This is a genomic window from Parabacteroides sp. MSK.9.14 (genome assembly GCF_019041495.1).
Classification (GTDB): Bacteria; Bacteroidota; Bacteroidia; order Bacteroidales; family Tannerellaceae; genus Parabacteroides; species Parabacteroides merdae.
Window position 1 is genome coordinate 1 of record NZ_JAHPXO010000025.1, and the last position, 12797, is coordinate 12797.

General features: G+C 47.3%; 9 protein-coding genes. 8 read left to right on the forward strand and 1 reads right to left on the reverse strand.

Annotated features, from left to right (window positions below):
* Nucleotides 1-256 precede the first annotated feature (256 nt).
* The 5 genes from rpmH to KTG12_RS13685 all read left to right on the forward strand — a co-directional run bounded on the left by rpmH (nucleotide 257) and on the right by KTG12_RS13685 (nucleotide 4472).
* Complete coding sequence (gene rpmH / locus KTG12_RS13665) at nucleotides 257-409, forward strand: 50S ribosomal protein L34 (RefSeq protein WP_005633099.1); 153 nt, start codon at nucleotides 257-259, stop codon at nucleotides 407-409.
* A gap of 120 nt (nucleotides 410-529) precedes the next feature.
* Nucleotides 530-1162, forward strand: a complete 633-nt coding sequence (locus tag KTG12_RS13670; protein ID WP_005650734.1) for a PASTA domain-containing protein — start codon at nucleotides 530-532, stop codon at nucleotides 1160-1162.
* Nucleotides 1163-1164: 2 nt separating this feature from the next.
* Nucleotides 1165-2244 (forward strand): RluA family pseudouridine synthase, encoded by a 1080-nt coding sequence (locus tag KTG12_RS13675; RefSeq protein ID WP_005633104.1) that lies wholly within the window; start codon nucleotides 1165-1167, stop codon nucleotides 2242-2244.
* 3 nt (nucleotides 2245-2247) lie between these two features.
* Nucleotides 2248-3225 (forward strand): D-alanine--D-alanine ligase, encoded by a 978-nt coding sequence (locus KTG12_RS13680; protein WP_005650732.1) that lies wholly within the window; start codon nucleotides 2248-2250, stop codon nucleotides 3223-3225.
* An 89-nt stretch (nucleotides 3226-3314) separates the two neighbouring features.
* A complete protein-coding gene (locus KTG12_RS13685) occupies nucleotides 3315-4472 on the forward strand; it encodes a 1-acyl-sn-glycerol-3-phosphate acyltransferase (RefSeq protein ID WP_005633106.1) in 1158 nt (385 codons plus the stop codon).
* 108 nt (nucleotides 4473-4580) lie between these two features.
* Here KTG12_RS13685 and KTG12_RS13690 read toward each other — a convergent pair whose 3' ends face one another.
* Complete coding sequence (locus KTG12_RS13690) at nucleotides 4581-8549, reverse strand: hybrid sensor histidine kinase/response regulator transcription factor (RefSeq protein ID WP_046452510.1); 3969 nt, start codon at nucleotides 8547-8549, stop codon at nucleotides 4581-4583.
* A gap of 223 nt (nucleotides 8550-8772) precedes the next feature.
* Between KTG12_RS13690 and KTG12_RS13695 the strand changes: the two genes are divergently transcribed.
* From KTG12_RS13695 to rocF, 3 genes are all read left to right on the forward strand, one after another.
* Nucleotides 8773-10005 carry an MFS transporter gene (locus tag KTG12_RS13695; protein ID WP_022321742.1) on the forward strand — a complete coding sequence of 411 codons (1233 nt, stop codon included), beginning with the start codon at nucleotides 8773-8775 and terminating at the stop codon, nucleotides 10003-10005.
* 623 nt (nucleotides 10006-10628) lie between these two features.
* Nucleotides 10629-11837, forward strand: a complete 1209-nt coding sequence (rocD, locus tag KTG12_RS13700; protein WP_155144150.1) for an ornithine--oxo-acid transaminase — start codon at nucleotides 10629-10631, stop codon at nucleotides 11835-11837.
* A gap of 6 nt (nucleotides 11838-11843) precedes the next feature.
* On the forward strand, nucleotides 11844-12740 hold the full coding sequence (gene rocF, locus KTG12_RS13705; protein WP_005646713.1) for an arginase: 897 nt from the start codon (nucleotides 11844-11846) through the stop codon (nucleotides 12738-12740).
* Nucleotides 12741-12797 lie beyond the last annotated feature (57 nt).

The following is a 12797-nucleotide window of genomic DNA, read 5'->3' on the forward strand; positions in this document are numbered from 1 at the left end:
ATAAATTGCGGGCTGCCGCCAGTGTCGTGCTGGCCAAAAAGCCGAAGGTGGAAACGACCGCAATCCGGGAAATGCGGGAAGAAGTAAAAAAGATAATAGACAAGGGCGACTTTGATTGAATATTCTATTTGTGATTAAAAGAGACTCTGTATAGATAAAGTTTTTCTTGCAACTCTTTGTTTATTAAAAAAAAGCCTCTATCTTTGCAGCCCAAATTGGTATGAGAATAAGATAATAATAAATAATATACAGAAAGATGAAAAGAACATTTCAACCTTCCAACCGGAAAAGAAAGAACAAGCACGGCTTCCGTTCAAGAATGGCTACAGCTAATGGCCGCAGAGTATTAGCTTCTCGTCGTGCTAAAGGAAGAGCTAAATTAACAGTTTCTGACGAATACAACGGATAATTCTTTCCGTTTGAAGATTTTTCATAAAGAAAGTAGAGGTTTTTACTAAAAAGCCTTTACTTTCTTTGTTTTAACGGCTTTGTTTTCTACTTTTGATCCGCCGACAAATACAAGATAGAAATGAAAGACTTTTTGGTTAAACTGATAAAAAATCCGTACGTCTTAAATCTGTTGCTGGCTGTGGTCGTGGCATGTGCTCTGGTGTTCGGAACATTGAAGTGGCTCGACTCGTACACCCGGCATAATGAGGCTGTGGTAGTGCCGGATGTTAAAGGATTGGGAATGGAAGAGGCCGCCGAATTTTTCAAGAATAGTAATCTACGCTATAACGTGATCGATTCCGTCTTTTCAAAAGACGTGAAGCCCGGTGCGATTGTCGAGCTGGTCCCGATGGCCGGTTCGAAGGTGAAGGAAGGACGTATCGTGTTCGTCACCGTGAATGCGCTCACTTCGCAGATGGCGACAATCCCGGAAGTGGAAGACCTTTCGTTCCGGCAGGCTTACGCCATTCTTCGTGCCCGCGGGTTTGAAAAGATCGAGATCGAATATGTCCCCGGTGATTTTAAAGACTTAGCTCTTGGTGTCGAGCTGCACGGGCGTGTTTTGCAGAAAGGCGAGCATGTACCGCTTACCGCTCCGTTGGTGTTGAAGGTCAGTAGTGGGGATGCTGAGATGCCGGCCGACTCGCTCGGACTACCGGATGACAGCGTGCCGGTCGAATCGTTGGATAGTGAAGAAGAAAACTGGTTTTAACTATGGATGAGTTTTTAGACGAAATGGATGATGAACAGGTAGACGACCTGTTACAACCGGAAGAGGGTGAAGATAAGGCTCCTCAACTGTATGAACACTTCCGCTTCGTGGCCGATCGCGGGCAGTCGTTGTTGCGTGTGGATAAATTCCTGGTAGACCGGATGTTCGGTGCTACGCGTAACAGGATACAGTCGGCTGCCGATGCCGGTTGTATCATGGCAAACGGCAAACCGGTGAAAAGCAATTACCGGGTGAAACCGGAGGATGTTGTGACAATTATGATGACACGACCTCCGCGGACTTTCGAGATTCTCCCTGAAAATATCCCTATAAAGATCGTGTACGAAGATGACGATCTGCTGGTGGTCGACAAACCGGCAGGGTTGGTCGTACATCCCGGACACGGAAACTATACCGGAACGCTGGTGAATGCCCTTGCTTGGTATTTGAAAGACGATCCTACCTACGATCCCAATGATCCTGCCCTGGGACTCGTCCATCGTATCGATAAAGATACATCCGGCCTGCTGGTTGTCGCCAAAAAGCCGGAAGCGAAAGCACACCTCAGTATGCAATTCTTCCATAAGACAACCAAGCGGGAATATCGGGCCTTGGTGTGGGGGATCGTGCGTGAAGACGAAGGACGGATAGAAGGCAATATAGGCCGTAACCCGCGTGACCGTATGCAGATGACGGTTTTCCCAGAAGGCGACCAGGGAAAGACGGCGGTCACCCACTATTCTGTTTTGGAACGTCTAGGCTACGTCACGCTGGTGAAATGCCGTCTCGAAACCGGACGTACGCATCAGATACGTGTCCACATGAAATATATCGGGCATACGCTATTCAACGACGAACGTTATGGCGGAAACGAGATCCTGAAAGGAACAACCTCTTCTAAATATAAACAGTTTGTCGATAACTGTTTCGCCATTTGCCCGCGGCAGGCACTCCATGCCAAGACGCTGGGTTTTGTTCATCCGACTACAGGCGAGGAAATGTTTTTTGATTCCGAAATACCTGCCGACATGACTGCGTTGATCGATAAATGGCGCGTATATGCAAATACTAAAGAATTATAGATGATGAAAAGGAACATTGCTATTGTAGCCGGAGGCGATTCCTCCGAAATCGTTATTTCATTAAAAAGTGCGGAAGGAATCTTCTCTTTTCTTGATAAAGACAAATATAATGTATATATTGCCATCGTAAAAAGAGACGAATGGGCGGTAAAACTTCCCGGCGGGGAACACACACCAATAGACAAGAATGATTTTAGTTTCCGTGAGAACGGCGAGATCAGACATTTTGATTTCGCCTATATTACGATCCATGGAACTCCGGGAGAAGACGGACGTCTGCAAGGATATTTCGATATGATCGGAATGCCGTATTCTTCTTGTGGTATGTTTGTAAGCGCACTTACATTCAACAAGTTTGCCTGCAATCATTATCTGAAGGGATTCGGTGTCGATATTGCCCGTTCTATACATTTGTTTAAAGGACAGACTGTGACAGACGAAGAAGTGGTCAGTCGTTTGGGGCTTCCGGTCTTTGTGAAGCCGAACGACGGCGGCAGTAGTTTCGGAGTGACGAAAGTGAAAGAAGCCTCGGCTATCCAGCCGGCGATTGACAAGGCTTTCAGTGAAGGCCGGGAAGTGGTCATCGAAAGTTTTATCGACGGGACCGAGGTTACATGCGGTTGCTATAAGACATCCGATAAGGAGGTGGTGTTCCCGCTCACCGAAGTCGTGACGGATAACGAGTTCTTCGATTTCGACGCCAAGTATAACGGACAGGTACAGGAAATAACGCCGGCCCGTATTTCTGCAGAACAAACAGAAAAAGTACAACGCGAGACATCGAGGATTTACGACATATTGGGGGCGAAAGGTCTGATCCGTGTGGATTATATCATTCCGGCGGACGGTGAACCAAAATTGCTCGAAGTCAATACGACTCCCGGTATGACGGCAACCAGTTTTATCCCACAGCAGGTACGGGCTGCCGGTCTGGAGATGAAAGATGTGATGACAGATATTATAGAAAACGAGTTTAACTAATTGACAATGAACAATTGCCAATTGCCAATTATATGAGAAACGAATTGTCGATTGTCAGTTGTCCATTGTCAATTGTCAATTATAAAAATATGGAAGTTCCTATTAATGATTTTGACGATATCCGTCCGCTGAATAACGACGAGGTGAAAGACGCGATCGAATCGCTGATAGCCAACGAAGATTTTGAGCGGGCCTTTCGGTATATAAATCCGGATGTGAATTGGAAAGAGTTTTCAGAAACCATGCGTTCCTTCAAGACAAAGGAGGATTTCAAAGCGAAGTTGGCATATGAAGCGGTAATGATGGTGGCAAATAAAACCACTTTCTCACTGACGATTTCCGGTCGTAGCCGTTTGCCGAAGGACAAAAAGCCTTGTACCTTTATTTCTAATCACCGCGATATTGTATTGGATGCCTCTTTTTTGAACGTCATGCTGTATGATGTAGGGTATGGAATGACACAGGTTGCTATTGGTAATAACTTGTTGATCCGTCCGTGGATCGAAACGCTGGTTCGTTTGAACAATAGCTTCATCGTGAAACGCAATGTCCCGGTGCGCCAGATGTTGGAAGTGAGCAAAGTCCTTTCCGCTTATATCCGTCGTACGATCACGGAGACGAAAGAATCCATCTGGATCGCGCAACGTGAAGGTCGTGCCAAGGATTCGGATGACCGTACCCAGGGCAGTATCTTGAAGATGCTGAACATGAGTGGTGACAAGGATATCCTGTCAAACCTGATGGAATTGAATATTTTTCCGGTTGCAATCTCGTACGAGTTCGATCCGTGCGATTTCCTGAAAGCAAAGGAGTTTCAGCAGAAACGCGATGATCCGGACTTTGTGAAGAGCCAGCGTGACGACCTGTTGAGCATGGAAACCGGTATCCTGAATAACAAGGGACGTGTTCATTTCACCTTGACGTCGCCGATTAACGATCAGTTGGCGCAATTGGATCCGAATATGGAAAAGAACGAGTTGATCGCCGCTATCGCCTCCATTATCGATAAGGAGATTTACAAGCACTATCGTTTTTATCCCTGCAACTATGTTGCCTATGATATGCTGACAGGCACACGCCGTTTCAGCGAACATTATGGACTGAAAGATAAAAAGCAGTTTGAAGATTATCTGCAAGGTCAGTTGGATAAGATCGTATTACCGAACAAGGATGAAGCTTTTTTGCGTACGAAAATCTTGGAAATGTATACGAATCCATTGAAGAATTTTTTTGCTAATCAGGAATAAGGTCAAACGTGTTTCATCACGATCTTTCAGGCCCGGATTTCACATCGTGTGATTCGGGCCTGAATTATTTCTGTTAGTAAGTTGGATTTTGTTTAGGCACACCTTTTTCTATTTATTCTCTTTCGCGTAATTCGACGGGCTCATACCGAATTGCTTGATAAAGGCGGACCAGAAATAAGACTGGGAGCTGAAGCCTGTAGCTTCCGAAATCTCATAGATCTTCATATTCCCCTGTATCAACAGCTCAGCGGCCTTTTTCAGACGGCTTATCTTGATCAACTCGTTAGGAGTCAGGTCGGAGATGGCACGGATTTTCCGGTACAAGGTCGGGCGGCTCAGGTGCATCAGGTCTGCGATCATATTTACATCTAAGGCTGGATTGCCGATATGCTCGTTGATGATCTCGTTCAGCTTTTCCAGAAAACTTTCGTCCGCTTTGGTATAGGCCATCGATTTCATATTCGCTATAGGAGAGTTGAAATAGAATTTGCGTATATTGTCGCGGTTGGAGATCAGATTGGAAATCTGCGCCATCAGCAGGTTGGTGGAGAAGGGTTTGTCCAGGTAAGCGTCGGCTCCTAATTCCAGACCTTCCAGGCGTGACTGTATGGTGTTTTTGGCTGTCAGCAGGATGACCGGGATATGGCTGAATTCGATCTCCGTCTTTACCTCTTTCAAAAGGGCGAAGCCATCCATGACAGGCATCATCACGTCACTGATGATCAGTTGAATGCTGTGTTTCTTTAATAACGTGATTGCTTCGGCTCCGTTTCCGGCTATCTCTACATTATATAACTGGTTGACTTCATCGGCGATGAAAACGGCCATTTCTTTATTGTCTTCGACGATCAGGATCGTCGGGCGCGATTCGTCGTGGACGAATTCTATTTTTTGAGGTACGGTTTGCGTTATAGCCTCTTCTTCTGTCTGCTTGATGGATTCGGGCAGCTTGACGGGCAAGGTCAGGCGGAACATCGTCATGGATGAACTGTCGGCAAAAGTCTCCAACTGCAAGCTACCGTGGTGCATCTCTGCCAATGAACGTGCCAAGGGCAATCCAAGCCCTGTCCCCGGTTTATCCGTAGCGCCTTCTTTCACCCGGAAGAAAGGTTCGAATATTTTTTCCTTTAATTCTGCAGGGATAGGAGTGCCATCGTTGATAAAGTCTATCGTGAATGTCTCATAATCGGGAGAAAGTTGCAGGCGTATAATGATGCTGCCGGATGCATATTTGATTGCGTTCGTAAACAGGTTGCTGAATATCTTTGTGATCGCTTCTTTATCCACGAACACGTACAATTCCGGCAAAGACAAATCGAGGTTCAGCAACAGGTTGTGTGCCGTTGCCGATTCTTGGAACCGCTTGGCTGTATCGTTTAGGAGCGAGACGATCTCCGTTCGGACGAAACTGAGGCGGTATCCTTCTATCTCTGTTTTGCGGAAGTCCAACAATTGGTTGACCAATGACAGGAGGCGGGATACATTTTTATCCATCAACGTAAGCGACTTATTCTCTTTTTCCCCGATCTTGTCGGATTTCAGGAGACGTTCGAGCGGGTTCTTGATCAGGGTGAGCGGCGTACGGATCTCATGAGCGATATTGATGAAGAAATCGATCTTGGCCTGATACAGTTCCTTCTCTTTCTGATCTTCGAACAACTGCATGTTGTAGGCCATTGCCCGTTTGGTTTTCCGGCGCCAAGACCAGAAGAAGCCGACGATGATGGCGAGAGTGACGACAATATAAGAAGCATATGCCGGAGTCGATGCCCACCAAGGGGGCAAAACGGTAATATTCAGTCGTGTCGGAGTGTCGCTCCAGTTGTTCGACAGGTTGGCAGCCCGTACCTCGAAGGTGTAGTCGCCCGGATGTAATTCAGCGAAATAGACCGTGTTGCGTTCTCCGATCGGAATCCATTCCTTGTCCATATTTCCCATCCTGTATGCATACTGGATGGATTTAGGGGCGATGAAGTTGAGTGCGGAGAAGTTGATGCTGAATGTGGATTGCTTGTAGGTCAGCGTGATCTTCTTAGCCTCTGATTCGGCGGAAGAGTTGATGATGCGTTTCTCTCCGGCTTCATTCTGGATTTCGAGGCTTCCCAAGTGGACGTTCATCTTCTCGGCTGCCGGGATTACTTCGGATGGCTTGAAATGGATAAAGCCTTTGACCGAACCGAAATAGAAAGTCCCTTCGTTGTCTTTGAAGGCGGAGTTATCGTTGAATTGGCGAGTGATGAGTCCGTGGGATTCCGTGTAGGTCGTGATCTTACCGGTTCCTGTTTCCAGGCTGACCAGTCCGTTGGCCGTACTGATCCATAAGGTTTCGTTTTCGTCAGGTAGGATGCGGAAAGCAACATTGCTCGGCATACCGTTTTTGACGGTGTAATGTAGGGATTCGCCGGTTTGGAAGTCGTATTTGATAACCCCTTCTACGGTAGCAAACCACATATTGCCGTCTTTGTCCTCGCAGGCGTCGTTAACGAAATTGTGGCGCTGAGTGTTCAATTTGTCGTACGGCAGATACATGCCGGTATTGCTGATCGGATTATAATAGAAACTGCGGTTGAACATGCCGGTCCAGATTCTTCCTAAGCGATCTTCGTAAATGCAGTTTACTGCGAAAGGAGGAAATTGCGGGGCATACAGGAAACGGTCGTTCAGGAAGTCATATTTATAGATACCGTCATCGGTCCCGACATAGACTTGTCCCTCCTGCAATACTTTGATGCAGCGGACGGTGCTGTTCTTTACCGTCAGCGAGTCTTTCAGCAGGTTGTAATGCTTGATGACCTTTCTCGTCTTGATATCCATCAAGTCGATGCCGTGGATAACGTGTCCGATCCAGAGCCGGTCACCTGATGCAGCCAAGCCTCGGATATTGGTGTGCGACAAGCCGTTTCCCCCCGGAACCGGCTGGTAGTTGGTGAATGTCCCGGTTTTCTTTTCCAAGCAGTTGATGCCCGCATCTTCCGTCCCGACCCATATATTACCGTATATATCGGTACAGATATCGCGGATCACTTCTCCTTTCATCGAATACTGCCCGTCCCAGGGATAATGCACATGGAAAGGGCGGAAAGGGGAATAATAGTTGAGGCCGTTTTGGTGGAAACAAATCCAGATGCCGTTCTCCCTGTCTCGGCAGAATGCAGAGATAAAATGGCTCGATAAGGCGTATGGGTCCAACGGGTCCTGGCGGATACGGGTACACTCGCCGGTGTTGACCTTATAGATAAACAAGCCGGAGTCTGTCCCGATCCACAATTCGTCCTTGTCTTTTTCGAGGAAGCTGTTGATCAGGATCGTAAGCTGGTTGATCTTTTGAATGTTCAGATCCTGGTAGTCGCGTGTGGCCGGATCGAATATCTTCACGTCGTCATGCTCGAAAGCGATGTAAATGCGATCAGTCGTAGGAGAGGGATATAACATGGAAAGTTTCCGTGGCGTGTTCGGGGATGAGTGGGCGAATACATTATAGGACTCCATCGTCTCGTCTTCCGGATTCAGCAATGAAATCAACCCGTCCGAACTCCCGATCCAGATACTGTTTTCGCGGGTAATGCAAAAAGAGGTGTAGCTTTGGTTGTCTTCCGGAGCGAAGATACGGAACTGGCTGTCCTCCGTATTGAACCGGATCAGGTTACCGTCCATCAGTATCCATAGTTTATTGTCTTTGTCGAACTGGAAGATGTCGATCCCTTTGTCTGCTGTGAAAGGAATGTGCCGGAACGATTCCTTTTCATCGTCATACTGATATAATCCCGAAAGCGTCCCTACCCACAAGTCGCCGTTCATGTCGCACCCCAGGCATGTGATCCAGTTGCTTCCCAATGTTTCGGTTTCGTCGGGGTCGTTACGGAATACTTTGAACGTATATCCGTCGAAGCGGTTCAGACCGTCGCGTGTCCCGATCCAGATATATCCTTTCCTGTCCTGCACGCAACAAGTGGCCATATTGTCGCTGAGTCCGTTTTCGACCTGATAATGGCGGAAAAGATAGTTACTGTCGTCTGCATATGTCCGGGTGAGACAAAATATGAATAGGATGGATAAGATTAACTTCAGATGTTTCATATATGACTTTGCTATTATGGGCGAAAGATACTGAAAAATGTATTATGGATTTCCTTTTATTGTGTCACGGATTTCATAAATCATCTCAATAAGGGTGATAACGGCAGAGAATGAGATGAATACGGAAAAGATTGCAACAAGGTCAAACAAACCGGCCGTGGAGGAATCGATACATTTGTACCATGTGAAACACAGGTAATAAAAAACCTTTTATTCTAATAATATGAATACTCTTACTACAAAACAAGGAATCGGAACGAAGGTTCAACTCTGCACAATGATGTTTATGCAGTATATGCTGAGTGCAGTCTGGTGGGTTCCTTTAGCCGCTTATCTTTCCCATACGCTTAAATTGGAAGTGTATCAAGTCTCGTTGGTATTAAGTGCGATGGCTATCGGTGCGATGGCATCCTCTTTTATCGGCGCGATAGCCGACCGTTATTTTGCCGCAGAGAAGATCTTGGCTGTATTGAATATACTGACAGGTGCCTTTTTGCTTCTGGCTGCCCAGCAGACATCATTTGTTCCTCTTATGGCATGTGTCGTGCTGGCCATGCTTTGCCATATGCCGACACAGAGCCTGACCAGTACGATCGCCATGAGCCATACGCCTTCGGAACAGTTTCCGCGTATCCGTATGTTCGGTTCGGTAGGATGGGTAGCTTCCGGTATCTTCAGCGTGATCGCCCTTCATGTGATGCATTTATCCGCTTTCGATGATACGAACCTGCCGATGTATTGCGGCGCCGCTGTCTGTTTCGTGGCTGCGCTTCTGAACTTGCGACTGCCGCACACCCCGCCTTCGGTCGATAAGAGTGCCGGTATCTCGGTGATGGATATAACCGGCTTCAGCGCTTTCTCCCTGATGAAGGATAAGAATTACCGGGTTTTTATGATTCTGACGTTCTTGGCTATCATCCCGTTCAACTTGTACCATGTATATGGTTCGATGATTCTCGCCGACGAGCATGTGCAGAATATAACGGTGACGCTGAACCTCGGGCAGTTGGCCGAAATGTTTTTCCTGGTCATCACCACTTCTATACTGATAAAGTCGGGGATTAAGAATACCTTGATCTTCGGTATGATCGCTCTCGTGGTCCGGTATGCTTCGTTCTATATCGGTGCGGAGACCGGTCTGCAATGGTTCTATTATATCGGGATTATCGTACACGGGTTGATCTTCGGCCTCTTCTTTGTCGGTGGCCAGGTCTATACGGACAATGTGGCTCCAAAAGAAATGAAAGCACAGGCACAGGGTTTGCTCTTCTTCCTGGTGTGGGGCATCGGCTTCCTGATCGGGACGCTTTGGAATGGCTGGCTGATCGGCCTTTTCCGTGACGGGGATAAATGTGATTGGCCTGTCGTCTTTGCCATCTCGACCCTGTTCTCGTTCGTCTTGTTGATCCTTTTTGTCTTTTTATTCAAACCGGTAGCATTAAAGACTAGTAAATAGTAAAGAGTAGTAAAGTAATAATTTTATCAAACCCTTTTAATTCTCAAGATCAAATATATTATCACACGCCAGATGTAATGCGGGCTGTCCAACAACTTTGGATGGCCCGCTTTTATTGATGGGAATTAGCTCCGGGCACTTATTTTTCCTTTTTCATAGTTACTGTTTTTTTATTTGTTACGTGATCTACAAATATGTATATTGTATTATTAATTAATCAACAAATACACAGGTATTAACAGCATTACTACCACTCCTTTACTTTTCGCCCTTAGTCGAAAAGGTTTTTGACCTGTGTCGAAAGGGCTTTTGACCAAGGGCGAAAAGGTTTTCGACTAAAGGCAAAAGGTCTATGAGCAGGCAGTTTGACAATAGTAGCATGGCGATTGTCACTTAAATAGAGCCTTTCGGGGCTCGACTTTATCCCTGATGGAGGCAGACGTAAGCGGTGAAACTCCTTTTACTACCGGCATTCATCTGTCCGATGCCGACAGAAAGGAATGACACTGGCGTATGTTTCTTAACATACTCTTTTGGGTGACATAATGTTAGCCTTATTTCTTATCTTTGGGACAAGGACGTAAGAAACGCTTACAGTCTGCTAATTTTAAATCTGAATGAAGATGAGACCGGAAGATTACATCACCCGTGAGGGGAAGTTTGGTGCGCACAACTATCATCCCCTGCCTGTCGTTCTCCAGAAGGGAGAAGGTGTTTATGTTTGGGACGTGGAAGGAAAACGATATTTTGATTTCCTGTCCGGCTATTCCGCCCTGAGCCAAGGGCATTGTCATCCGAAGATCATTAAGGCACTTACCGACCAGGCACAGCAGTTGACACTAGTGTCGCGTGCTTTCCATGCCGATATTTTAGGAGAGTACATGGAGTTTGCCTGCAAGTTCTTCGGGTATGACAAACTGTTGCCGATGAACACCGGAGCCGAGGCGGTCGAAACGGCTCTGAAGCTGGCGCGGCGCTGGGGATACCGGGTGAAGGGGATAACCCCTGAACATGCGAAGGTCGTCGTCTGCAGCGAGAACTTTCACGGACGGACGATCACGATCATTTCTATGAGTACCGATCCCAGTTCGTATGCGGACTTCGGGCCTTATACGCCTGGTTTTATCAAAGTGCAATATAATAATGTGGCCGAATTGGAAGAGGCATTGAACGATCCGGACGTAGTCGGTTTCTTGCTGGAACCTATACAAGGGGAGGCTGGCGTGGTCGTCCCCGACGAGGGGTATTTGCGTAAGTGTTATGACCTCTGCCGGCAACATAACGTCCTCTTTATCGCCGATGAGATCCAGACGGGTATCGGACGCACCGGTAAACTGCTTGCCTGTGATTATGAGAATGTCCATCCTGACATACTGATTTTAGGTAAGGCTTTATCCGGAGGTGTCACTCCTGTCTCGGCGGTCTTTGCCGACGATGAGATCATGTTGACGATCGCTCCGGGTGAACATGGTTCCACCTATGGCGGTAACCCGTTGGCTGCCCGTGTAGCGATAGCTGCCCTTGAGGTGGTGCGTGACGAGCATCTTTCGGAGAATGCTTTCGAAATGGGTATCCTTTTCCGCAGTGAAATGGAGAAGATCGACAATCCGATGATCCGCCAGGTGCGTGGAAAAGGACTTTTGAATGCTGTTGTCACTGAGCCGCGAGGTGGAAAAGCGGCCTGGGATATCTGTTTGGCACTGAAAGAAAAAGGATTGATAGCCAAGCCAACGCACGACCATATCATCCGTTTCACTCCCCCGTTGGTCATTGACCGGGATCAGATGATGGAGGCTATTGGCATTATTGAAGATACGTTCGCTCAATTTTGATTGCCTATGAAGATAAATGTGATAGGAGTACCTCTCAATTTAGGGTGTGACCGCGAAGGTGTGGAGCGCGCTCCGAACCATCTGCGTGAACGGGGCCTGATGAGGATTATCCGTAAAAACGGACATCGGGCCTTCGATCTGGGTAATCTGTATGTTCCTTTGGTTTCGGAGGCGGATAAGTTTGCCAGAGGGCGGAGCTTGAAATATCTGGATGCGATTGTCGAAGTCAATAATAACCTGGCAGAGCTGGTCTACGACACGTTGCGCGGAGGGGCTTTCCCTTTGGTGATAGGCGGAGATCATTCGTTAGGGTTGGGCAGTGCGTCAGGGGTGGGAAAGAGCTTTGATGATTTCGGTATCATCTGGTTGGATGCGCATGGCGACATCAATACGAGCGAGACTTCTCCCAGCGGCAATATTCATGGGATGCCGCTTAGCGCCTTGATGGGGATGGGGAGCGAAGAATTAGTCAATATCTATGCGCCCGGCAATAAGGTGAACCCGCAGAATGTCTTCCTGGTCGGGACCCGGAGCCTGGATGAAGGGGAGCAGGCTTTGATCGAGCGTGAGCAGTTAAGCGTTTATACGATGGACATGATCCACCTGAAGGGTATCGGTTTTGTTGCCGAAGATATCAAACGGAAGCTAAAGGAACGGAAGATACGGAATGTCCATTTCAGCATAGACGTGGACAGTATCGATCCCCGCTTTGCACCCGGTACAGGGACACGCGTGTGCGAAGGGTTGATGCCGGACGAGTTCAAGGATTTCGTCGAACATATACTATCCACCAATCTGATCAAGTCGATGGATCTGGTCGAGCTGAATCCCGAACTGGATGTGAACGATCAGACAACCAATCTGTGCTTGGACATAATCGATTATATAACAGCCCGTTTGTAAGCGGATTCTATTGTTGAGAATGGGACTTGGGGTTCCTCGTAGAAGAAACTGTCTTGA